Source organism: Enterobacter sp. KB-280D8, assembly GCF_041399405.1.
Classification (GTDB): domain Bacteria; phylum Pseudomonadota; class Gammaproteobacteria; order Enterobacterales; family Enterobacteriaceae; genus Enterobacter; species Enterobacter cloacae_N.
In genome coordinates this window covers 1-22,010 of sequence record NZ_JBGKEC010000013.1, presented here as the reverse complement: position 1 = coordinate 22,010, position 22,010 = coordinate 1, and the positions used below count along the sequence as shown (strand labels likewise).

20 protein-coding genes are annotated in these 22,010 nt (G+C 56.3%); 16 read left to right on the top strand and 4 right to left on the bottom strand.

The genetic code is table 11. The features are described 5' to 3' along the window. The first annotated feature begins 19 nt into the window (after nt 1–19). Entirely contained in the window at nt 20–2,281 is a 2,262-nt protein-coding gene (gene metE / locus AB8818_RS20995; RefSeq protein WP_163330934.1) for a 5-methyltetrahydropteroyltriglutamate--homocysteine S-methyltransferase, read from the top strand. 48 nt (nt 2,282–2,329) lie between these two features. Here metE and AB8818_RS20990 read toward each other — a convergent pair whose 3' ends face one another. Then, nucleotides 2,330–3,136 (bottom strand): dienelactone hydrolase family protein, encoded by an 807-nt coding sequence (locus AB8818_RS20990; protein ID WP_023333795.1) that lies wholly within the window; start codon nt 3,134–3,136, stop codon nt 2,330–2,332. 255 nt (nt 3,137–3,391) lie between these two features. Between AB8818_RS20990 and udp the strand changes: the two genes are divergently transcribed. The 9 genes from udp to tatD all read left to right on the top strand — a co-directional run bounded on the left by udp (nt 3,392) and on the right by tatD (nt 11,302). Next, complete coding sequence (udp, locus tag AB8818_RS20985) at nt 3,392–4,153, top strand: uridine phosphorylase (RefSeq protein ID WP_003860792.1); 762 nt, start codon at nt 3,392–3,394, stop codon at nt 4,151–4,153. A 139-nt stretch (nt 4,154–4,292) separates the two neighbouring features. After that, nucleotides 4,293–5,750 carry a DNA recombination protein RmuC gene (rmuC, locus tag AB8818_RS20980; RefSeq protein ID WP_192984999.1) on the top strand — a complete coding sequence of 486 codons (1,458 nt, stop codon included), beginning with the start codon at nt 4,293–4,295 and terminating at the stop codon, nt 5,748–5,750. Between the two features lie 66 nt (nt 5,751–5,816). Beyond that, the gene (gene ubiE / locus AB8818_RS20975) at nt 5,817–6,572 is read left to right on the top strand and encodes a bifunctional demethylmenaquinone methyltransferase/2-methoxy-6-polyprenyl-1,4-benzoquinol methylase UbiE (RefSeq protein ID WP_028014779.1); all 756 of its coding nucleotides are present in this window, start codon (nt 5,817–5,819) and stop codon (nt 6,570–6,572) included. 13 nt (nt 6,573–6,585) lie between these two features. Then, nucleotides 6,586–7,191, top strand: a complete 606-nt coding sequence (gene ubiJ, locus AB8818_RS20970) for a ubiquinone biosynthesis protein UbiJ (protein ID WP_192984995.1) — start codon at nt 6,586–6,588, stop codon at nt 7,189–7,191. Then, nucleotides 7,188–8,828 (top strand): ubiquinone biosynthesis regulatory protein kinase UbiB, encoded by a 1,641-nt coding sequence (ubiB, locus tag AB8818_RS20965; RefSeq protein WP_080330389.1) that lies wholly within the window; start codon nt 7,188–7,190, stop codon nt 8,826–8,828. The genes ubiJ and ubiB overlap by 4 nt, the downstream gene beginning before the upstream one ends. A gap of 76 nt (nt 8,829–8,904) precedes the next feature. Then, nucleotides 8,905–9,159: a Sec-independent protein translocase subunit TatA gene (gene tatA, locus AB8818_RS20960; RefSeq protein WP_013099238.1), complete on the top strand. Its 255-nt coding sequence runs from the start codon at nt 8,905–8,907 to the stop codon at nt 9,157–9,159. Between the two features lie 3 nt (nt 9,160–9,162). Continuing rightward, nucleotides 9,163–9,705 (top strand): Sec-independent protein translocase protein TatB, encoded by a 543-nt coding sequence (tatB, locus tag AB8818_RS20955; RefSeq protein ID WP_116343716.1) that lies wholly within the window; start codon nt 9,163–9,165, stop codon nt 9,703–9,705. A gap of 2 nt (nt 9,706–9,707) precedes the next feature. After that, nucleotides 9,708–10,478 carry a Sec-independent protein translocase subunit TatC gene (gene tatC / locus AB8818_RS20950; protein ID WP_116343717.1) on the top strand — a complete coding sequence of 257 codons (771 nt, stop codon included), beginning with the start codon at nt 9,708–9,710 and terminating at the stop codon, nt 10,476–10,478. Nucleotides 10,479–10,519: 41 nt separating this feature from the next. Continuing rightward, nucleotides 10,520–11,302 carry a 3'-5' ssDNA/RNA exonuclease TatD gene (gene tatD, locus AB8818_RS20945; RefSeq protein ID WP_163330931.1) on the top strand — a complete coding sequence of 261 codons (783 nt, stop codon included), beginning with the start codon at nt 10,520–10,522 and terminating at the stop codon, nt 11,300–11,302. On the opposite strand, the gene rfaH is transcribed toward tatD, so the two are convergent. Continuing rightward, the gene (gene rfaH / locus AB8818_RS20940) at nt 11,299–11,790 is read right to left on the bottom strand and encodes a transcription/translation regulatory transformer protein RfaH (protein ID WP_020882871.1); all 492 of its coding nucleotides are present in this window, start codon (nt 11,788–11,790) and stop codon (nt 11,299–11,301) included. The genes tatD and rfaH overlap by 4 nt on opposite strands. A 170-nt stretch (nt 11,791–11,960) precedes the next feature. Between rfaH and ubiD the strand changes: the two genes are divergently transcribed. Both ubiD and fre read left to right on the top strand, forming a co-directional pair. Further along, complete coding sequence (gene ubiD, locus AB8818_RS20935; RefSeq protein WP_162874999.1) at nt 11,961–13,454, top strand: 4-hydroxy-3-polyprenylbenzoate decarboxylase; 1,494 nt, start codon at nt 11,961–11,963, stop codon at nt 13,452–13,454. A 42-nt stretch (nt 13,455–13,496) separates the two neighbouring features. Then, nucleotides 13,497–14,198: an NAD(P)H-flavin reductase gene (gene fre / locus AB8818_RS20930; protein WP_116343720.1), complete on the top strand. Its 702-nt coding sequence runs from the start codon at nt 13,497–13,499 to the stop codon at nt 14,196–14,198. A gap of 125 nt (nt 14,199–14,323) precedes the next feature. Here the strand turns inward: fre and fadA are convergent, their stop codons facing one another. Then, a complete protein-coding gene (fadA, locus tag AB8818_RS20925) occupies nt 14,324–15,487 on the bottom strand; it encodes an acetyl-CoA C-acyltransferase FadA (protein ID WP_192984993.1) in 1,164 nt (387 codons plus the stop codon). Nucleotides 15,488–15,496: 9 nt separating this feature from the next. Beyond that, nucleotides 15,497–17,686: a fatty acid oxidation complex subunit alpha FadB gene (gene fadB / locus AB8818_RS20920; RefSeq protein WP_163330929.1), complete on the bottom strand. Its 2,190-nt coding sequence runs from the start codon at nt 17,684–17,686 to the stop codon at nt 15,497–15,499. 190 nt (nt 17,687–17,876) lie between these two features. On the opposite strand from fadB, the gene pepQ reads away from it, so the two are divergent. The 4 genes from pepQ to hemG are packed head-to-tail and all read left to right on the top strand — an operon-like array spanning nt 17,877 to nt 21,871. After that, complete coding sequence (pepQ, locus tag AB8818_RS20915; protein ID WP_116343724.1) at nt 17,877–19,208, top strand: Xaa-Pro dipeptidase; 1,332 nt, start codon at nt 17,877–17,879, stop codon at nt 19,206–19,208. After that, complete coding sequence (locus AB8818_RS20910; protein WP_063155602.1) at nt 19,208–19,822, top strand: IMPACT family protein; 615 nt, start codon at nt 19,208–19,210, stop codon at nt 19,820–19,822. The genes pepQ and AB8818_RS20910 overlap by 1 nt, the downstream gene beginning before the upstream one ends. Before the next feature lie 41 nt (nt 19,823–19,863). Beyond that, nucleotides 19,864–21,315, top strand: a complete 1,452-nt coding sequence (gene trkH, locus AB8818_RS20905) for a Trk system potassium transporter TrkH (RefSeq protein ID WP_116343725.1) — start codon at nt 19,864–19,866, stop codon at nt 21,313–21,315. Nucleotides 21,316–21,325: 10 nt separating this feature from the next. After that, nucleotides 21,326–21,871, top strand: a complete 546-nt coding sequence (gene hemG / locus AB8818_RS20900) for a menaquinone-dependent protoporphyrinogen IX dehydrogenase (protein WP_192984991.1) — start codon at nt 21,326–21,328, stop codon at nt 21,869–21,871. Nucleotides 21,872–22,010: the final 139 nt, after the last annotated feature.

Sequence of the window (22,010 nt, the reverse complement as noted above, 5' to 3'; positions counted from 1 at the left end):
ATTTCACAAGGGGCACACCATGACAATCCGCAATCACACTCTCGGTTTCCCTCGCGTTGGCCTGCGTCGCGAGCTGAAAAAAGCGCAAGAAAGCTACTGGGCGGGCAACGCCTCCCGTGAAGAACTACTGGCGGTGGGGCGGGAGCTGCGCGCCCGCCACTGGGATCAGCAAAAACAGGCGGGCATTGACCTGCTGCCGGTGGGCGACTTCGCCTGGTACGACCATGTTCTGACGACCAGCCTGCTGCTTGGCAACGTACCGGCTCGTCATCAGAACAAAGATGGATCGGTGGATATTGATACCCTGTTTCGCATCGGCCGTGGCCGCGCACCAACGGGTGAGCCAGCGGCAGCGGCGGAAATGACCAAGTGGTTTAATACCAACTATCACTATATGGTGCCGGAGTTCGTCAAAGGCCAGCAGTTTAAGCTGACCTGGACGCAGCTTCTGGAGGAGGTGGATGAAGCGCTGGCGCTGGGACACCAGGTGAAGCCCGTATTGCTGGGGCCGGTAACCTACCTGTGGCTGGGTAAAGTGAAGGGCGAGCAGTTTGACCGCCTCAGCCTGCTGAACGATATTCTTCCGGTCTATAAGCAGGTGCTGATTGAGCTGGGCAAGCGCGGTATCCAGTGGGTGCAAATCGACGAGCCTGCGCTGGTGCTGGAGCTTCCCCAGGTTTGGCTCGATGCCTTCAAACCGGCGTATGACGCGCTCGCCGGACAGGTAAAACTCCTGCTCACCACCTATTTCGAAGGCGTGACGCCGAACCTGAAGACCATTACCGCGCTGCCGGTTCAGGGCCTTCACGTTGACCTGGTTCACGGTAAGGACGATGTGGTGGAACTGCACAAGCGCCTGCCCGCAGACTGGCTGCTCTCCGCCGGTCTGGTCAACGGCCGTAACGTCTGGCGCGCCGATCTGACCGAAAAATATGCACAGATTAAAGACATCGTCGGCAAACGTGAGCTGTGGGTTGCATCCTCTTGCTCGCTGCTGCACAGCCCAATCGATCTCAGCGTGGAGACCCGCCTCGACCCTGAAGTGAAAAGCTGGTTTGCCTTCGCCCTGCAAAAATGCGAAGAGCTAACACTGCTGCGCGACGCGCTGAACAGCGGCGACACGGCGGCGATCACCGACTGGAGCGCTCCGATCCAGGCGCGTCGTCACTCGTCCCGCGTGCACAACCCGGCGGTGGAAAAACGTCTGGCGGCCATCACCGCCCAGGATAGCCAGCGCCAGAGCCCATATGAGGTACGTGCCGAAGCCCAGCGCGCCCGCTTCAACCTTCCCGCGTGGCCGACCACGACGATCGGCTCCTTCCCACAGACTACGGAGATCCGCGGCCTGCGTCTGGACTTCAAAAAGGGCAATCTGGATGCGAACCACTACCGCACCGGCATCGCGGAACACATCAAGCAGGCGATTATCGAGCAGGAGCGCCTGGGGCTGGACGTGCTGGTGCACGGCGAAGCCGAGCGTAACGATATGGTGGAATACTTCGGTGAACACCTGGACGGCTTCGTCTTTACCCAAAACGGCTGGGTGCAGAGCTACGGCTCCCGCTGCGTGAAGCCGCCGGTGGTCATCGGTGACGTCAGCCGTCCGGAACCGATCACGGTTGAGTGGGCGAAGTACGCGCAGTCCCTGACCGACAAGCCGGTGAAAGGCATGCTCACCGGCCCGGTTACCATTCTCTGCTGGTCGTTCCCGCGTGAAGACGTGACCCGCGAGACCATTGCCAAACAGATTGCGCTGGCGCTGCGTGATGAAGTGGCGGATCTGGAAGCTGCGGGGATTGGCATCATCCAGATTGACGAACCGGCGCTGCGCGAGGGTTTACCGCTGCGCCGCAGCGACTGGGATGCTTACCTGCAGTGGGGCGTGGAAGCGTTCCGCATCAACGCTGCGGTGGCTAAGGACGACACCCAGATCCACACCCACATGTGTTACTGCGAATTTAACGACATCATGGATTCGATTGCCGCGCTGGACGCTGACGTGATCACCATCGAGACCTCGCGTTCAGACATGGAGCTGCTGGAGTCGTTTGAAGAGTTCGACTATCCGAATGAAATCGGGCCGGGCGTGTACGACATTCACTCCCCGAACGTGCCGAGCGTGGAGTGGATTGAAGCCCTGCTGAAAAAAGCGGCCCAGCGCATCCCTGCAGAGCGCCTGTGGGTGAACCCGGACTGCGGACTGAAAACTCGCGGCTGGCCAGAGACGCGCGCGGCGCTCGCCAACATGGTGAAGGCGGCGCAGAATTTGCGTCAGGCGTAGGTGCTGGATTGCCCGGTAAGGCGTAGCCGCCACCGGGCTTTTTTGTTATTACGCCTTCTTACCGCCGTACTGGCTAAACCACGCCAGCATCCGCTGCCAGCCATCTTTAGCCGATTCAGCGTGATAGCTCGGACGATAATCCGCGTTAAACGCATGCCCGGCATCCGGATACACCACGATCTCCGCCTTCGCATTGGCCGCACGGAGCGCATGGCGCATGGTCTCTACCGAATCAAGCGAAATACCGGTGTCCTGTCCACCGTAAAGCCCTAACACGGGGGCATTTAACTCGGTGGCGATATCCACGGGATGTTTCGGTGAATTCAGCGTTTTTTCACCCACCAGTTTGCCGTACCAGGCGACAGCGGCTTTGAGCTGCGGGTTATGCGCGGCATACAGCCAGCTAATGCGTCCGCCCCAGCAGAAACCGGTGACCAGCAGACGATGCGGATCACCGCCGTTGCGCGCCGCCCAGCTGGCGACGTGATCGAGATCGGCCAGCACCTGCGCGTCCGGGACTTTGCTGACCAGGTTGCTGAGCAATGTTGGAATATCGCTGTAGTCGTTCGGATCGCCCTGACGGAAGTAGAGCTCTGGCGCAACGGCCAGATACCCTTCCAGCGCCAGCCGGCGGCAGAGGTCGCGAATGTGTTCGTGAACACCAAATATCTCCTGAATCACAATCACGATGGGCAGCGGGCCGTCTGCCGATTTTGGCCGTGCGTGATAAGCAGGCATATTCTCCCCCTGCGAGGGAATGGAGGTCTCACCCGCGGTAATTGCCGCTTCTGGCGTCGACACGATGGTTGAAGCATGTGGGGCCGCAGCAGGTGCAAAACCGGTTTTTTCAGTCATGGCATTCTCCGTACCAATGAGTTAGCGCAAAGGTAAATATAGACACCAGGTTAACAACTCACAGTGCCTTAAACGGTCTATCTTTTGTGCAGCACCTGGCGATATAACTTGTTAATGTGATGTAAATCACTTTTTTATGGAAATTCAATGTAATCATTTTCATTCATGGTGAGGTGCGTCACGAAAATATGCTTACTGCTTCTGTAAAGTACCGTTTTACTTCTTCTGACTAACCGACCCACAGAGGAGTCACCTATGTCTAAGTCTGATGTTTTTCATCTCGGCCTCACTAAAAACGATTTACAAGGGGCTACGCTCGCTATCGTCCCTGGCGATCCGGAGCGTGTGGAAAAGATCGCCGCGCTGATGGATAAGCCGGTCAAGCTGGCTGCCCATCGTGAATTCACCACCTGGCGCGCAGAGCTGGATGGCAAAGCGGTGATTGTGTGCTCTACCGGTATCGGTGGCCCGTCTACCTCGATTGCGGTTGAAGAGCTGGCGCAACTGGGCATTCGTACTTTCCTGCGTATCGGTACCACCGGCGCTATTCAGCCGCACATCAACGTCGGCGACGTGCTGGTGACGACCGCGTCCGTGCGTCTGGACGGCGCGAGCCTGCACTTTGCGCCGATGGAATTCCCGGCAGTGGCTGATTTCGAGTGCACCACCGCGCTGGTTGAAGCGGCGAAATCCGTGGGCGCAACCACTCACGTGGGCGTAACCGCCTCTTCCGATACCTTCTACCCGGGCCAGGAGCGTTACGACACCTTCTCTGGCCGCGTTGTAAGCCGCTTCAAAGGCTCAATGGAAGAGTGGCAGTCTATGGGCGTGATGAACTACGAAATGGAATCCGCAACGCTGCTGACCATGTGCGCAAGCCAGGGTCTGCGTGCCGGTATGGTGGCGGGCGTTATCGTCAACCGTACCCAGCAGGAGATCCCGAACGCCGAAACTATGAAGCAGACCGAAAGTCATGCGGTGAAAATCGTGGTTGAAGCGGCTCGCCGCCTGATCTAGTTCTCCTCTCTGAGATAAAAGGCCGACGCGTTCGGCCTTTATTTTTTGCGTAGCGCCTCGCAGGAAAACCCTTTCAAACTGGACGTTTATACAGCACAATCTTATTTTGTGCGGGTAATACGTTGATGCAGGGGGCATTGTGGATATCTCAATCCTGATTTATGCGGTGATTGCGCTGGCGGGCGTAGGGATAGGCTGGCTGATTTCCAGTTACCAGCACGCGCAGCAGAAAGCCGAGCAGCTGGCTGAGCGGGAAGAGATCGTCGCCGAGCTTAGCGCGGCAAAACAACAGGTTGCGCTGAGCGACCACTGGCGCGACGAGTGCGAGCTGCTCAATAACGAACTGCGTAACCTGCGTGATATCAACACCTCGCTGGAGGCCGATCTCCGCGAAGTGACTACCCGCCTTGAGTCCACTCAGTTGCACGCCGAAGACAAAATCCGCCAGATGATTAACAGCGAGCAGCGCCTCAGCGAGCAGTTTGAGAACCTCGCTAACCGCATTTTCGAGCACAGCAACCGCCGCGTTGACGAACAGAATCGCCAGAGCCTGAACAGCCTCCTGACGCCGCTGCGCGAACAGCTGGACGGCTTTCGCCGTCAGGTGCAGGACAGCTTTGGTCAGGAAGCCCGCGAGCGCCACACGCTGGCCCATGAGATTCGCAATCTTCAGCAGCTGAATGCGCAGATGGCACAGGAGGCGGTCAACCTGACGCGGGCGCTGAAAGGCGATAACAAAACTCAGGGTAACTGGGGGGAAGTGGTACTTACCCGCGTGCTGGAAGCCTCCGGCCTGCGGGAAGGATATGAATACGAAACGCAGGTAAGTATCGAAAACGACGCCCGCTCGCGCCTGCAGCCGGATGTGATTGTGCGGCTGCCACAGGGCAAAGATGTGGTCATTGACGCCAAAATGACGCTGGTGGCTTATGAGCGTTACTTCAATGCCGAAGATGACTACACGCGCGAATCGGCGCTGCAGGAGCACATTGCTTCCGTGCGTAACCATATTCGCCTGCTGGGCAGAAAGGATTATCAGCAGCTGCCGGGGCTGCGCTCGCTGGACTACGTGCTGATGTTTATCCCGGTCGAACCCGCGTTTTTGCTGGCGCTCGACAGACAGCCTGAGCTTATCACTGAAGCGCTGAAAAATAACATTATGCTGGTCAGCCCCACCACGCTGTTAGTGGCCTTGCGGACCATTGCCAACCTGTGGCGCTATGAGCACCAGAGCCGCAATGCCCAGCAGATTGCCGATCGCGCCAGCAAGCTGTACGACAAAATGCGTCTGTTCGTGGACGATATGTCTTCCGTCGGACAAAGCCTGGACCGTGCGCAGGATAACTACCGCCAGGCGATGAAAAAGCTCTCCTCGGGGCGTGGCAACCTGCTTGCGCAGGCTGAAGCATTCCGCAGCCTGGGGGTGGAGGTTAAACGCGAGATTAATCCGGAATTGGTCGAACAGGCGACAGCGCAGGACGAAGAGTTCCGTCTGCGTGAGGGCAGGGATGAACAAAATACCCTCAGCCAGGACAACGATTTAGCGGCGGGTTTATCGCCAGATGAACAGCCGGCGCGTTTCTTTCGCGGTGGTTGAATCGTAGGGCAATTGCGCCCAATCTGTTACACTTCACGAACATTTGACTGATTAGCAGGCTCTGAGATGGTTGACGATTCACAAGACACGACGCACTTTGGCTTTCAGACTGTAGCCAAAGCGCAGAAAGCTGACATGGTGGCCCACGTATTTCATTCTGTGGCGGCGAAGTACGATGTGATGAATGACTTGATGTCGTTCGGCATTCATCGCTTGTGGAAGCGCTTCACCATCGACTGCAGCGGTGTGCGTCGTGGACAAACGGTTCTCGATCTGGCTGGCGGTACGGGCGATCTGACGGCGAAATTCTCCCGTCTGGTGGGCGAAACCGGTCGCGTTGTACTGGCTGATATTAATGACTCCATGCTTAAAATGGGACGCGAAAAGCTGCGTAACATCGGCGTGGTGGGTAACGTGGAGTACGTGCAGGCCAACGCCGAAGCGCTGCCGTTCCCGGACAATACCTTTGACTGCATCACTATTTCCTTCGGTCTGCGTAACGTCACCGATAAAGAAAAAGCGCTGCGCTCCATGTACCGTGTGCTGAAGCCGGGTGGACGCCTGCTGGTGCTCGAGTTCTCTAAACCGATTATCGACCCGCTGAGCAAAGCCTACGACGCCTATTCCTTCCACGTGCTGCCGCGTATTGGCGAGCTGGTGGCAAACGACGCGGAAAGCTATCGCTATCTGGCGGAATCAATTCGCATGCACCCGGATCAGGACACCTTAAAAGCCATGATGCAGGATGCGGAATTTGAGAACGTTGAATACTTCAACATGACGGCGGGTGTCGTCGCGCTGCATCGCGGTTACAAATTCTGAGTGGAGGTGTCCCGTGCCCTTTAAACCCTTAGTCACCGCAGGCATCGAGAATGTGCTGAATGCCTTCCTGTATCGCGCTCCGGCGCTGAAAGCCGCACGTCAGCGGCTAAACGGGAAGGTACTGCGCATTGTATTAAAAGAGTTCTCGACGCCGCTCGTGCTGGTCTTCAGCGAACGCCAGCTTGACGTTCTGGGTGAGTGGGAAGGCGAGGCTGATTGCTCGGTCATTACCCATATGAGCGTGCTGCCAAAGTTGCGCGATCGCCAGCAATTAACGGCGCTTATCCGCAGCGGTGAGCTGGAAGTAGAAGGTGACATCCAGGTCGTGCAGAACTTTGTTGCGCTCAGCGATCTGGCTGAATTCGACCCGGCAGAGCTGCTGGCGCCTTTTATTGGCGACATCGCCGCTGAAGGGATCGGGAAAGTTATTCATGGCGGCACGGCGTTCCTGCGCAAAAATCTGCAACGTCAACAGCGCTATGCCGCGGAAGTACTGACGGAAGAGTGGCGCATGGCCCCTGGACCGCTGGAAGTGGCGTGGTTTGCGGAAGAGACTGCTGCTGTTGAACGCGCGGTTGATGCGTTAACCAAACGGCTGGAAAAACTGGAGGGCAAATGACGCCTGGTGAAATTCGGCGCCTCTATTTTATCATCCACACCTTTTTGAGTTACGGGCTCGACGAGCTTATCCCCAAAATGCGTATCACGCTGCCGCTCAGAATCTGGCGGCGGACGCTGTTCTGGATGCCAAATCGCCATAAAGGTCAGCCGCTGGGTGAACGCCTGCGTCTGGCGCTGCAGGAGCTCGGCCCGGTATGGATTAAGTTCGGGCAGATGCTCTCAACCCGCCGCGATCTCTTCCCGCCGCACATTGCCGATGAACTGGCGATGCTTCAGGACCGTGTCGCCCCGTTTGATGGGGTGAGAGCGAAGAAACAGATCGAAGAGGCGATGGGAAATCTTCCCGTTGAAGCCTGGTTTGACGATTTCGAAATAGAACCGCTGGCGTCGGCTTCTATCGCTCAGGTGCACACTGCGCGTCTGAAAGAGAACGGTAAAGAGGTGGTGATCAAGGTGATCCGCCCGGATATCCTGCCGATCATCAAAGCCGACATGAAGCTGATTTATCGTCTGGCGCGTTGGGTACCGCGTTTGTTACCTGATGGTCGCCGACTGCGCCCGATGGAAGTGGTGCGGGAGTATGAAAAAACGCTGATTGATGAGCTTAATCTGCTGCGCGAATCGGCAAACGCTATTCAGCTGCGTCGGAACTTTGAAAACAGCCCGATGCTCTATGTGCCTGAAGTCTATTCTGACTACTGCAGCCAGAACATGATGGTCATGGAGCGCATCTACGGTATTCCGGTTTCGGACGTGGTGGCCCTGGAGAAGCAGGGAACGAACATGAAGCTGCTGGCCGAACGTGGCGTTCAGGTCTTCTTTACCCAGGTCTTCCGCGACAGCTTTTTCCACGCGGACATGCACCCGGGTAATATCTTCGTGAGCTACGAGCATCCTGAGGATCCGAAGTACATCGGTATCGACTGTGGGATTGTGGGCTCGCTGAACAAAGAAGATAAACGTTATCTGGCTGAAAACTTCATCGCGTTCTTCAACCGCGACTACCGAAAAGTGGCTGAGCTGCACGTTGATTCCGGCTGGGTTCCGCCGGACACCAACGTCGAAGAGTTCGAGTTTGCGATCCGGACCGTTTGCGAACCAATTTTTGAAAAACCGCTGGCAGAAATCTCCTTTGGCCACGTATTGTTAAACCTGTTCAATACGGCTCGCCGCTTTAATATGGAAGTTCAGCCGCAGTTAGTTTTACTTCAGAAAACATTACTTTACGTTGAAGGTGTAGGTCGACAACTCTATCCTCAGTTAGACTTGTGGAAGACGGCTAAACCTTTCCTGGAATCCTGGATTAAGGATCAGGTTGGCCTTCCGGCGCTGGTTCGGTCTCTTAAAGAGAAAGGCCCGTTCTGGATAGAAAAAATGCCTGAAATTCCTGAGCTGGTTTACGACAGTTTGCGTCAGAGCAAGAATCTTCAGCACAGCATGGATAAAATCGCCCGCGAGCTTCAGTCCAGCCGTGTGCGCCAGGGACAGTCACGCTATCTTTTTGGGATTGGCGCAACGCTGCTGCTGAGCGGTACGCTGCTGCTGATCAACCGTCCTGACTGGCAGATGATGCCCGCCTGGTTGATGGCTGGCGGGGTTGTTGTCTGGCTTGCAGGATGGAGAAAAACGCGCTGAGTTTGCGTCGCCATCGACGGGTCGCATACGTATAATGCGATCTGACCAATTAATCATCTATCCCTGAGGAATATGTATGGGTGGTATCAGTATCTGGCAATTAGTCATTATTGCCGTCATCGTCGTGCTGCTGTTTGGCACCAAAAAGCTCGGTTCTATTGGTTCCGATCTGGGCGCGTCTATCAAAGGCTTCAAGAAAGCGATGAGCGATGATGAGAGCAAGCAGGATAAAACCAGCCAGGACGCTGACTTTACTGCTAAATCCATCTCCGACAAGCAAGAAGATGCCAAAAAGGAAGACGCTAAACGCCACGATAAAGAGCAGGTGTAAGTCGTGTTCGACATTGGTTTTAGTGAGCTGCTGCTGGTCTTTGTGATTGGTCTGATCGTGCTGGGACCGCAGCGTCTGCCGGTTGCGGTAAAAACCGTCGTGGGCTGGGTTCGTGCGCTAAGATCGCTGGCCTCGACCGTTCAAAATGAGCTGGCGCAGGAACTTAAGCTGCAGGAGTTTCAGGAAAGCCTGAAAAAGGTCGAGAAGGCGAGCATGGATAACCTGACGCCGGAACTGAAAGCCTCAATGGATGAACTGCGCGAAGCGGCGGAATCCATGAAGCGCTCTTACAGCGTTAACGATCCTGAAAAAGCGAGCGATGAAGCGAACACTATTCATAACCCGGTGGTGAAGGACAGCGAAGCGCAGCGTGAGGGCGTGACGCCAGCGAGTGCGGAGCACCAGGCCGCAGCGCCTGAGCAAACGCCGCAGGAAACTGAACTGAAAAAACAGGCACAGCCGGAAGAGCCGATGGTAAAAACGGCTGAAGCTAAACCCGCCGCGCCCGTTTCCGAATCATCCCCCTCGTCGAGTGATAAAGCGTAACCATGGCAGTAGATGATACTCAACCGCTTATTACGCACCTTATTGAGCTGCGTAAGCGCCTGTTAAACTGCATTATTGCGGTATTCCTCATATTCCTTTGCCTGGTCTATTTCGCCAACGATATCTATCAGGTGGTCTCTGCGCCGCTGATCAAGCAGATGCCGCTGGGCGCAACGATGATTGCAACAGACGTTGCTTCTCCGTTCTTTACGCCGATTAAGCTGACCTTCTGGGTTTCATTGATTGCCTCTGCTCCGGTCATCCTTTATCAGGTATGGGCGTTTGTTGCGCCGGCACTGTATAAGCACGAACGCAAGCTGGTCATCCCGCTACTGGTATCCAGTTCGCTGCTGTTCTATATCGGCATGGCGTTTGCCTACTTCGTTGTCTTCCCGCTGGCCTTCGGCTTCCTGACGCACACCGCGCCGGAAGGTGTCCAGGTGTCGACGGATATCGCCAGCTACCTCAGCTTTGTGATGGCGCTGTTTATGGCGTTCGGCGTGGCATTTGAAGTGCCGGTGGCCATTGTGCTGCTTTGTTGGGTTGGGGTAACCACCCCTGATGACCTGCGTAAGAAGCGTCCGTATATCCTGGTAGGCGCCTTCGTAGTCGGCATGCTGCTGACGCCGCCGGACGTCTTCTCGCAAACGCTGCTGGCAATACCGATGTACTGCCTGTTTGAGGTTGGCGTCTTCTTCTCGCGTTTTTACGTGGGTAAAGGACGCCGGTCGGACGATGAAGACGACGCGTCCGAAAAGACCACTGAAGAGTAAAACCAGCCGCCCGTCAGGGCGGTTGTTCTATGGGGATTCGCATGTTTGATATCGGTCTCAACCTGACCAGTTCGCAGTTTGCGAAAGATCGTGACGAGGTGGTTGCACGGGCTTTTGACGCCGGCGTCAAAGGACTCCTCCTGACCGGGACCAACCTGCATGAGAGTGAGCAGGCGCAGCGGCTGGCGCAACGTTATCAACGCTGCTGGTCAACCGCAGGCGTTCATCCTCATGACAGCAGCCAGTGGACTGAGGAGGGCGCAGAAACACTGCGCGCGCTGGCGAAAACAGCAGAGGTGGTGGCTATTGGCGAGTGCGGGCTCGATTTCAACCGCAACTTCTCGACGCCTGACGAACAGGAAAAGGCATTCACTGCCCAGCTTGCGCTGGCTGCAGAGCTTGAGATGCCCGTCTTTATGCACTGTCGCGATGCGCATGAACGTTTTCTCGCACTGCTCGACCCGTGGCTGGATAAACTGCCGGGCGCAGTGCTGCACTGCTTCACCGGTTCACGGCAGGAAGCGCTGGATTGCCTGAAGCGAGGGCTTTATCTGGGCATTACCGGTTGGGTTTGCGATGAGCGTCGCGGGCTTGAGCTTCGCGAGCTGCTGCCGGCGATCCCGGCAGAACGCTTGCTTCTTGAAACCGATGCGCCATATCTGCTGCCGCGAGATATGAAGCCCAAACCGGCATCGCGGCGAAATGAGCCCGCCTGGCTGGGGCACATTGTTGAGCGCGTAGCGCACTGGCGCGGAGAGGATCCGCACTGGCTTTCCGCGCAGACGGATGACAACGTGCGTCGCCTGTTCGGGATAAACGTTTAGACTTTGCGGAAGTCGGTGTTTTTCACGCTCTGCAGCACCTGCTTGTTCAGCAGATTGAGCAACAGCATTGAGCGTGCTTCACCGTCCGGCTCGGCGAAAATCGCCTGCAGGCCTTCGAATGCGCCTTCCGTAATGACGACGCTATCGCCCGCGTAAGGGGTTTCCGGATCGGTGATCCCTTCAGGCTGTTGATAAACAGACAGCTGATGAATGACGGTCGACGGAACCGTGGCCGGGTGGGCACCAAAACGAACGAAGTGGCTGACGCCGCGCGTTGCGCTGATGGTGGTGGTGTGGATCACCTCAGGGTCGAACTCCACGAACAGATAGTTCGGGAATAGAGGCTCACTGACGGTTGTGCGCTTCCCGCGCTGCATTTTTTCAAGCGTGATCACGGGTGTCAGACAATTTACTGACTGACGTTCAAGATGTTCCTGCGCGCGCTGAAGTTGCCCGCGTTTGCAATACAGTAAATACCAGGCCTGCATAATCACTCTTTCCCTTAGTTCGGGGCGCAAGCATATCAAAACCCTGGAGGGATCGCTAAGTTGATTATAATGGGGGAAATTCGAACACAACGGATAAGTTCACGCGAATTTAACAAAATTACAGCATCGAGAAGGCTTACGCCGTATAATGAAGCGCTTACAGAGAGGCCATGACTAACTGCATGAAATACCACGATCTCCGCGACTTCCTGACGCTGCTGGAACAGCAGGGTGAATTGAAACGCATTACGCTTCCTGTTGATCCTTATCTGGAAATGACAGAAATTGCTGACCGGACTCTGCGTGCCGGTGGTCCCGCATTACTGTTTGAAAATCCCAAAGGTTACTCCATGCCGGTGCTGTGCAACCTGTTCGGCACTCCGCGTCGTGTCGCCCTGGGGATGGGGCAGGAAGACGTTACCGCGCTGCGTGAAGTGGGTAAACTGCTGGCATTTTTGAAAGAGCCAGAGCCGCCGAAAGGCTTCCGCGATCTGTTCGACAAGCTGCCGCAGTTTAAGCAGGTGCTGAACATGCCCACCAAACGACTGCGCGGCGCGCCGTGCCAGCAGAAAGTGCTGGAAGGTGAGGCGGTGGATCTCACCAAAATTCCGATTATGCAGTGCTGGCCTGAAGATGCTGCGCCGCTGATCACCTGGGGCCTCACCGTGACGCGCGGGCCGCATAAAGAGCGGCAAAACCTCGGTATTTATCGCCAGCAGCTGATTGGCAAAAATAAGCTCATCATGCGCTGGCTGTCGCATCGCGGCGGTGCGCTGGATTTCCAGGAGTGGTGTGCTGCGCATCCGGGTGAACGTTTCCCGGTGTCTGTCGCCTTAGGCGCCGATCCGGCCACCATTCTGGGCGCGGTCACGCCCGTCCCGGATACGCTCTCTGAATATGCCTTTGCCGGCCTGCTGCGCGGGACCAAAACCGAGGTCGTGAAGTGTATCTCTAACGATCTCGAAGTACCGGCCAGTGCAGAAATTGTGCTGGAAGGTTACATTGAGCAGGGTGAAATGGCGCCAGAAGGCCCTTACGGCGACCATACCGGCTATTACAACGAAGTGGATAACTTCCCGGTGTTTACCGTCACGCACATTACCCAGCGTGAAGATGCGATTTATCACTCAACCTATACTGGCCGTCCACCGGATGAACCGGCGGTGCTGGGCGTGGCGCTGAACGAAGTATTTGTGCCGATCCTGCAAAAGCAGTTCCCGGAAATCGTTGATTTTTATCTGCCGCCTGAAGGATGCTCGTATCGCATGGCGGTGGTTACGATGAAGAAACAGTACCCAGGTCATGCTAAACGCGTGATGATGGGCGTATGGTCTTTCCTGCGCCAGTTTATGTATACCAAATTTGTTATTGTCTGCGATGATGACGTTAACGCCCGCGACTGGAATGACGTCATCTGGGCAATCACCACGCGAATGGATCCTGCGCGTGATACGGTGTTAGTCGAAAACACGCCGATAGATTATCTGGATTTTGCCTCGCCGGTTTCCGGTCTTGGCTCAAAGATGGGACTGGATGCCACAAATAAATGGCCTGGCGAAACCGACCGTGAATGGGGTCGCCCGATCAAAAAAGATCCTGCCGTGACCGCGCGAATTGACGCGATCTGGGACGAACTGGCCATAATGAATAACGGTAAACCCTGAGCTGACCGTTAAGCCCTATAGACTTCCCGACAGAGAGAGCGAATGACAACCTTAAGCTGTAAAGTGACGTCGGTAGATGCTATTACCGACACCGTATATCGCGTCCGCCTGGTTCCTGAAGCGGCATTCTCATTCCGTGCTGGCCAGTACCTGATGGTCGTGATGGATGAGCGTGATAAGCGTCCTTTCTCTATGGCCTCTACGCCAGCAGAGCAGGAATTTATTGAGCTGCATATTGGTGCGTCTGAGCTTAACCTGTACGCGATGGCCGTGATGGACCGCATCCTGAAAGAGCGTGAGATTGTGGTCGATATTCCTCACGGCGAGGCATGGTTACGTGATGACGAAGACCGTCCACTGATCCTGATCGCTGGTGGTACAGGCTTCTCATATGTGCGCTCTATTCTGTTGACCGCACTGGCGCGTAACCCGGAACGTGATATCACCATCTACTGGGGCGGCCGCGAAGAGAAGCACCTGTATGACCTGTCTGAACTGGAAGCGCTGAGCATCAACCATCCAAATCTACGCATCGAGCCAGTGGTCGAGCAGCCTGAAGAGGGCTGGCGTGGACGTAGTGGAACGGTGCTGACGGCGGTACTGCAGGATCACGGTACGCTGGCGGGACATGATATCTACATTGCAGGCCGTTTCGAGATGGCGAAAATTGCCCGCGATCTGTTCTGTAACGAACGTGACGCGCGTGAAGACCGTCTGTTCGGTGATGCGTTTGCGTTTATCTAAATAAAAAACCCGCCCCTGACAGGCGGGAAGAACGGCAACTAAACTGTCTCTCTTCGCCAATGACGCCATAACTGCGTTGGCTGCGCTCGTTCTGACGCCATTGGCTTTGAGATACTTTTCCTGATTTACACTCTTTCAAACACCGTCGCGATACCCTGACCCAAACCAATACACATCGTTGCCAGACCAAACTGGGCATCTTTGCGTTCCATCAGGTTGATAAGCGTGGTGCTGATACGCGCCCCGGAGCAGCCCAGCGGGTGACCGAGAGCGATCGCGCCACCGTTGAGGTTGATCTTCTCGTCGATCTGCTCCATCAGCCCCAGATCTTTAATGCACGGCAGGATCTGCGCGGCGAACGCTTCGTTCATCTCGAACAGATCGATATCGCTGGCGGTTAACCCCGCTTTTTTCAGCGCCAGCTTCGAGGCCGGAACCGGTCCGTAACCCATGATGGAAGGATCGCAGCCCACCACCGCCATCGAACGTACCCGAGCACGAGGGGTTAAGCCCAGCTCGCGGGCGCGACTTTCGCCCATTACCAGCATCGCGGCGGCGCCGTCGGACAGCGCTGACGAAGTACCCGCCGTTACCGTACCGGTGACCGGATCAAACGCAGGGCGCAGCGTGGAAAGCGCTTCTACGGTGGTTTCCGGGCGGATGACTTCGTCGTAGCTGAACTGCTTCAGTACGCCGTCCGCGTCGTGGCCGCCGGTCGGGATGATCTCATTTTTAAAGGCGCCGGACTGCGTCGCCGCCCATGCGCGAGCGTGAGAGCGCGCGGCAAAGGCATCCTGCATTTCACGGCTGATGCCGTGCAGACGAGAGAGCATCTCGGCGGTCAAACCCATCATCCCCGCGGCTTTCGCCACGTTACGGCTCATGCCTGGGTGGAAATCGACTCCATGGCTCATCGGTACGTGACCCATGTGCTCCACGCCCCCCACCATGCAGGCCTGGGCATCGCCGGTCATGATCATGCGCGCCGCGTCGTGCAGCGCCTGCATGGACGAACCGCACAGACGGTTGACGGTGACCGCCGGAACCGAGTGTGGGATCTCCGCAAGCAGCGACGCGTTACGGGCGATGTTGAAACCTTGCTCCAGGGTCTGCTGTACGCAGCCCCAGTAGATATCATCCAGCGCTGCCGGGTCCAGCGCCGGGTTACGCGCCAGCAGGCTACGCATCAGGTGCGCGGAGAGGTCTTCCGCACGCACGTTACGGAACGCGCCGCCTTTTGAACGGCCCATCGGGGTGCGAATCGCATCAACAATGACAACCTTTTCCATTGTGACTCCTTAAGCCGTTTTCAGCTCGCCAACCGGACGGGCTGGCTCAACTGCTGGATAGTAGGGTTCGTTATGGCGCGCTTTGTTACGCAGCCCTTCCGGCACCTCATAAAGCGGGCCGAGGTGCTGGTACTGCTGGGCCATATCGAGATAGCGGGCGCTGCCGAGCGTGTCCAGCCAGCGGAACGCGCCGCCGTGGAACGGAGGGAAGCCGAGGCCGTATACCAGCGCCATGTCGGCCTCTGCCGGGCTGGCGATAATGCCTTCTTCAAGGCAACGCACCACTTCGTTGATCATTGGAATCATCATCCGGGCGATGATCTCATCGTCCGTGAAGTCGCGCTTCGGCTGGCTAACGTCGGCCAGCAGGCCATCGACCACGGCATCTTCTTCTTTCTTCGGTTTACCTTTGCTGTCTTCTTTATAGCGCCAGAAGCCCAGGCCGTTTTTCTGGCCGAAGCGGTTGGCGTCGAACAGCGCGTCAATGGCGTCACGATAATCTTTCTGCATGCGCTGCGGGAAGCCTGCCGCCATCACCGCCTGGGCGTGGTGGGCGGTATCAATGCCCACCACGTCCAGCAGATATGCCGGGCCCATTGGCCAGCCGAACTGTTTTTCCATTACTTTGTCGATTTTGCGGAAGTCCGCGCCGTCGCGCAGCAATTGGCTAAAACCGGCGAAGTACGGGAACAGCACGCGGTTAACAAAGAAGCCCGGGCAGTCGTTAACGACGATCGGTGTTTTACCCATCTTGCTTGCCCACGCCACCACTTTAGCAATGGTTTCGTCAGAGGTTTTTTCCCCACGGATCACTTCGACCAGCGGCATACGGTGTACCGGGTTGAAGAAGTGCATCCCGCAGAAGTTTTCCGGACGCTTCAGCACGCTCGCCAGCTCGCTGATTGGAATGGTGGAGGTGTTAGAGGCCAGTACGGTCTCAGGACGAACCTTGTCTTCCGTTTCCGCCAGCACCGCTTTTTTGACTTTCGGGTTCTCGACGACGGCTTCGACCACCACGTCGACACGGTCAAAACCGCTGTATTCCAGCACAGGCTGAATGGTGGAGATCACGCCTGCAAGCTTCAGCCCGTCAATTTTTCCGCGTTCCAGCTGCTTATTCAGCAGCTTGGCCGCTTCGGTCATGCCCAGCGTCAGAGATTTCTCGTTGATGTCTTTCATCACTACCGGTACGCCTTTCCAGGCCGACTGGTAAGCGATGCCGCCGCCCATAATACCGGCGCCGAGCACTGCCGCATGTTTTGGCGTCTCAACGTTTTTGGTCAGCTGTTTGGCTTTGCCCTTCACGAACTGATCGTTGAGGAAGATGCCAACCAGCGCGCGGGCTTCATTGGTGTGCGCCAGCGGAACAAAGCTTTGATTTTCGAGCTTCAGGGCTTCGTCGCGGCCAAATCGGGCTGCCGCTTCAATGGTTTTCACCGCCGTAATTGGCGCCGGGTAGTGTTTACCCGCCGTCTGCATCACCATGCCTTTGGCCATGGTGAAGCTCATGGTGGCTTCAATCTTGCTGAGCTTTAACGGCTCCAGCTTCGGCTGGCGCTTGGCCTTCCAGTCGAGATCGCCGTTAATCGCCTGACGCAGTATGGCAAGTGCGCCTTCAACCAGCTTCTCTGGCTTCACGACGCCGTCGACCAGGCCGATTTTCTGCGCCTGTTCCGCGCCTACGTCTTTACCAGCGGCAATGATTTCCAGGGCGCTGTCTGCACCCAGCATGCGCGGCATGCGCACGGATCCGCCAAAGCCCGGCATAATGCCCAGCTTGGTTTCCGGCAGGCCGATGCGCAGGTCCGGCGTCGCCAAACGGTAGTCGGTCGCCAGCACGCACTCGCACCCGCCGCCCAGCGCGTAGCCGTTCACGGCAGAGATCGTTGGAACAGGCAGATCTTCCAGGCGATTAAAGACGCTGTTGGCAAAGTGCAGCCACTGGCTCAGCTGTTCTTCCGGAACCTGGAACAGCGAAAGGAATTCGGTGATATCGGCACCGACAATAAAGGCCGCTTTGTTAGAGCGCAGCAGCAGCCCTTTTAATTCAGATTGCTTTTCAAGCACTTCCAGCGCCTGGCCAAGACTGGCCACCGTCGCGGTATCAAGCTTATTCACTGAGCCGGGGGCATCGAACACCAGTTCGGCAATGCCGTCTTCCAGCCAGTTGAGGTACAGGGTGTCGCCTTTGTAAAGCATGTCAGTCTCCTGAATCCAGCAAGTGGATCTGGTCATACCAGATGAGACGGAGTGTGGAATTTATGTTAATAAAATGCAAATTACTCATTAAGAAAATGCTGCATTGATCACGGTCGGTGGAAATCACGCAGCCGGAGTGAGGTGTGCTAAGATGCGATGACTTGAGGTCAAAAAAACGAAAGGAAGAATGATGGACTCACTGGCTTCGCTTTATAAAAATCATATCGTTACCCTACAGGAACGTACCCGCGATGTACTGGCCCGCTTCAAGCTGGATGCCCTGCTGATCCACTCCGGCGAGCTGATGAATACTTTTCTTGATGATCACGCCTACCCGTTTAAGGTCAACCCGCAGTTTAAAGCCTGGGTGCCGGTGACTCAGGTTCCAAATTGCTGGCTGCTGGTGGATGGCGTGAACAAGCCGAAACTGTGGTTCTACCTGCCGGTCGATTACTGGCACAACGTTGAACCATTGCCGACCTCTTTCTGGACGGAAGAAATTGAGGTTATTGCTCTGCCGAAAGCGGACGGTATTGGTAGCCAGCTGCCAGCGGCGCGCGGCAACATCGGCTACATCGGCCCCGTACCTGAACGTGCGCTCGGTCTGGATATTCCGGCAGATAAACTCAACCCGAAAGGCGTGCTGGATTACCTTCATTACTATCGCGCGTATAAGACCGACTACGAACTTTACTGCATGCGTGAAGCGCAAAAAACGGCGGTGAATGGCCACCGTGCCGCGCACGAGGCGTTCCAGTCAGGCATGAGCGAGTTCGACATTAACCAGGCCTACCTGACCGCAACCGGTCACCGCGACACCGACGTGCCGTACAGCAACATCGTCGCGCTGAACGAGCATGCGTCTGTTCTCCACTACACCAAACTGGATCACCAGGTTCCGTCTGAGATGCGCAGCTTCCTGCTGGATGCAGGCGCAGAGTACAACGGCTATGCGGCCGACCTGACCCGTACCTGGGCGGCAAATGCGGACACCGATTTCGCGCAGTTGATTAAAGACGTGAATGATGAGCAGCTGGCGCTGATTGGCACCATGAAAGCCGGAACCAGCTACGTGGATTACCACATCCAGTTCCATCAGCGCATCGCCAAACTGCTGCGTAAGCATCAGATTGTGAAAGACATGAGCGAAGAGGCGATGGTCGAGAACGATCTGACCGGGCCATTTATGCCGCACGGTATCGGCCACCCGCTGGGCCTGCAGGTTCACGACGTTGCGGGCTTTATGCAGGATGATACCGGCACGCACCTGGCGGCACCGTCTAAATATCCTTACCTGCGCTGCACCCGTATTCTTGAGCCGCGTATGGTACTGACGATTGAACCAGGGATCTACTTTATCGAATCCCTGCTGGCGCCGTGGCGTGAAGGTCAGTTCAGCAAACACTTCAACTGGGAAAAAATCGACGCGCTGAAGCCGTTTGGCGGCATTCGTATCGAAGATAACGTGGTGGTTCACGAAAACGGTATCGAGAATATGACGCGAGACCTGAAGCTGGCCTGATGGAAAGCTGGCTGATACCGGCTGAACCGGTCACCTTTGTCGAGGAAATCAAGAAAAGCCGCTTTATTACGCTGCTGGCGCATACCGATGGCGTAGAGGCGGCAAAGGCGTTTGTCGAGTCCGTCCGGGCCGAGCATCCCGACGCACGTCACCACTGCGTGGCGTGGGTGGCAGGGCCGCCTGATGATTCACAACAACTGGGGTTTTCCGACGATGGTGAACCGGCGGGCACGGCCGGTAAACCCATGCTTTCACAGCTGATGGGCAGCGGCGTGGGTGAAATTACCGCCGTGGTGGTGCGCTACTACGGCGGCATTCTGTTAGGTACGGGCGGGCTGGTTAAAGCGTATGGTGGCGGAGTTCAGCAGGCACTGAATATCCTGACGACCATCCGCAAAACGCCGCTCACCGAATATACTTTGTTGTGCGATTACGCTCAGCTATCGGGCATTGAAACGCTGCTCAAACAATTTAACGGCGTGATTGCGCACAGTGATTACCAGGCAATGGTGCAATTACGCGTGGCGCTTCCTCAGGCGGAACTGGCTGCTTTTTCAGCAAAACTGGCTGATTTCAGTCGCGGTTCGTTGCAATTGCTGCCGATTGAAGAATAATCCCCACCTCACTTTTTTGAATACCAAAGGAAACGGCAGAGATGCATTTTCGTGCCATAACCCGAATCGTTGGACTGCTGGTCATACTCTTTTCGGGGACGATGATTCTCCCTGGACTGGTGGCGCTTATCTACCGGGACGGCGCGGGGCGGGCATTTACCCAGACCTTCTTTGTCGCGCTGGCGATCGGCTCGCTGCTGTGGTGGCCGAACCGTCGTCAGAAAGGTGAGCTGAAATCTCGCGAAGGATTTCTGATTGTGGTCCTGTTCTGGACGGTGCTGGGAAGCGTCGGTTCGCTGCCCTTTATCTTCTCTGAACAGCCTAATCTCAGCATCACGGACGCCTTTTTTGAATCCTTCTCCGGATTAACGACCACCGGGGCGACGACGCTGGTGGGGCTGGATTCGTTACCGCACGCTATTCTCTTTTATCGCCAGATGCTGCAGTGGTTCGGGGGGATGGGGATCATCGTCCTGGCGGTGGCTATTCTCCCGATTCTGGGCGTCGGGGGGATGCAGCTGTACAGGGCTGAAATGCCGGGACCGCTGAAAGACAACAAGATGCGCCCGCGTATTGCCGAGACGGCGAAAACCCTGTGGCTGATTTATGTTCTGTTGACGGTAGCCTGCGCGCTGGCGCTCTGGTTTGCCGGGATGCCTGCTTTCGATGCTATCGGACACAGCTTTGCGACAATTGCTATCGGCGGGTTCTCCACCCACGACGCCAGCGTGGGCTACTTCGACAGTCCAACGATAAACACCATCATTGCCATTTTCCTGCTTATCTCCGGTTGTAACTACGGTCTGCACTTCTCGTTACTCAGCGGGCGTAGCCTGAAGGTGTACTCGCGCGATCCTGAGTTCCGTATGTTCATTGGCGTCCAGCTTACACTGGTCGTCATCTGCACCCTGGTGCTGTGGTTCCATGATGTTTACAACTCTGCGCTAACCACGCTTAATCAGGCGTTCTTCCAGGTGGTGTCGATGGCGACGACCGCTGGGTTTACTACGGACAGCATCGCGCGCTGGCCGCTGTTCCTGCCGGTACTGCTGCTGTGCTCTGCCTTTATCGGCGGCTGCGCCGGGTCGACGGGCGGTGGCCTGAAGGTGATTCGTATTCTGCTGTTGTTCAAGCAGGGGAACCGTGAGCTGAAGCGTCTGGTTCACCCGAATGCGGTCTACAGCATCAAGCTGGGTAACCGCGCGCTGCCGGAACGTATCCTCGAGGCGGTGTGGGGGTTCTTCTCGGCGTATGCGCTGGTCTTTATCGTCAGCATGCTGGCGATCATCGCGACGGGGGTGGATGATTTCTCCGCCTTTGCGTCCGTCGTCGCAACATTGAATAACCTCGGGCCTGGCCTGGGGGTTGTGGCGGATAACTTTGCCAGTATGAACCCGGTCGCGAAATGGATCCTCATTGCCAATATGCTGTTTGGTCGTCTTGAGGTCTTTACCCTGCTGGTGCTGTTCACCCCAACATTCTGGCGCGAATAAGGAGCCGTTGATGAAAACACTGATTCTTTTCTCTACGCGAGACGGGCAAACGCGTGAGATTGCCGCGTATCTGGCGTCGGAATTAAAAGAGCTGGGCATTTACTCGGATGTGGTGAACCTGAATCGCGCGGAGCAGATTGCCTGGCAGGAGTACGATCGCGTGGTGATTGGCGCCTCCATTCGTTACGGGCATTTCCATCCGGCGCTGGATCGCTTCGTGAAAAAGCACACGGCGGTACTCAACAAATTGCCGGGCGCGTTTTACTCGGTCAATCTGGTTGCCCGTAAAGCCGAAAAGCGTACGCCGCAGACCAACAGCTACACGCGCAAGTTTTTGCTCAGCTCGCCGTGGCAGCCAGACCTGTGTGCCGTTTTTGCCGGCGCGCTGCGCTACCCTCGCTACCGCTGGTATGACCGCTTTATGATCCGCCTGATTATGAAGATGACCGGGGGGGAAACCGATACGCGTAAAGAAGTGGTTTATACCGACTGGTCTCAGGTAGCCGGTTTTGCACGGGAAATTGCGCATTTAGCGGGCGATTCGCGACTTAAATAAGCGTTAAGTTTGAAAAGTGAGCGAACGAAAAGTTTTTTGTATTTTGTGCTTGTCACTGAAGAATAACTCCCTATAATGCGCCTCCACTGACACGGAACAACGGCACACACGCCGCCGGGTCAGCAGAGAAAAGCAAAAT

Excerpts from the sequence above, each read along its gene's own strand:
- fadA (WP_192984993.1), bottom strand. The coding sequence starts at position 15,487 with ATGGAAAAGGTTGTCATTGTTGATGCGATTCGCACCCCGATGGGCCGT.
- hemG (WP_192984991.1), top strand. The coding sequence starts at position 21,326 with ATGAAAACACTGATTCTTTTCTCTACGCGAGACGGGCAAACGCGTGAG.
- tatD (WP_163330931.1), top strand. The coding sequence starts at position 10,520 with ATGTTTGATATCGGTCTCAACCTGACCAGTTCGCAGTTTGCGAAAGAT.
- pepQ (WP_116343724.1), top strand. The coding sequence starts at position 17,877 with ATGGACTCACTGGCTTCGCTTTATAAAAATCATATCGTTACCCTACAG.
- ubiB (WP_080330389.1), top strand. The coding sequence starts at position 7,188 with ATGACGCCTGGTGAAATTCGGCGCCTCTATTTTATCATCCACACCTTT.
- tatA (WP_013099238.1), top strand. The coding sequence starts at position 8,905 with ATGGGTGGTATCAGTATCTGGCAATTAGTCATTATTGCCGTCATCGTC.
- rfaH (WP_020882871.1), bottom strand. The coding sequence starts at position 11,790 with ATGCAGGCCTGGTATTTACTGTATTGCAAACGCGGGCAACTTCAGCGC.
- AB8818_RS20910 (WP_063155602.1), top strand. The coding sequence starts at position 19,208 with ATGGAAAGCTGGCTGATACCGGCTGAACCGGTCACCTTTGTCGAGGAA.
- ubiE (WP_028014779.1), top strand. The coding sequence starts at position 5,817 with ATGGTTGACGATTCACAAGACACGACGCACTTTGGCTTTCAGACTGTA.
- udp (WP_003860792.1), top strand. The coding sequence starts at position 3,392 with ATGTCTAAGTCTGATGTTTTTCATCTCGGCCTCACTAAAAACGATTTA.
- fadB (WP_163330929.1), bottom strand. The coding sequence starts at position 17,686 with ATGCTTTACAAAGGCGACACCCTGTACCTCAACTGGCTGGAAGACGGC.
- trkH (WP_116343725.1), top strand. The coding sequence starts at position 19,864 with ATGCATTTTCGTGCCATAACCCGAATCGTTGGACTGCTGGTCATACTC.
- tatC (WP_116343717.1), top strand. The coding sequence starts at position 9,708 with ATGGCAGTAGATGATACTCAACCGCTTATTACGCACCTTATTGAGCTG.
- metE (WP_163330934.1), top strand. The coding sequence starts at position 20 with ATGACAATCCGCAATCACACTCTCGGTTTCCCTCGCGTTGGCCTGCGT.
- AB8818_RS20990 (WP_023333795.1), bottom strand. The coding sequence starts at position 3,136 with ATGACTGAAAAAACCGGTTTTGCACCTGCTGCGGCCCCACATGCTTCA.
- ubiD (WP_162874999.1), top strand. The coding sequence starts at position 11,961 with ATGACTAACTGCATGAAATACCACGATCTCCGCGACTTCCTGACGCTG.
- fre (WP_116343720.1), top strand. The coding sequence starts at position 13,497 with ATGACAACCTTAAGCTGTAAAGTGACGTCGGTAGATGCTATTACCGAC.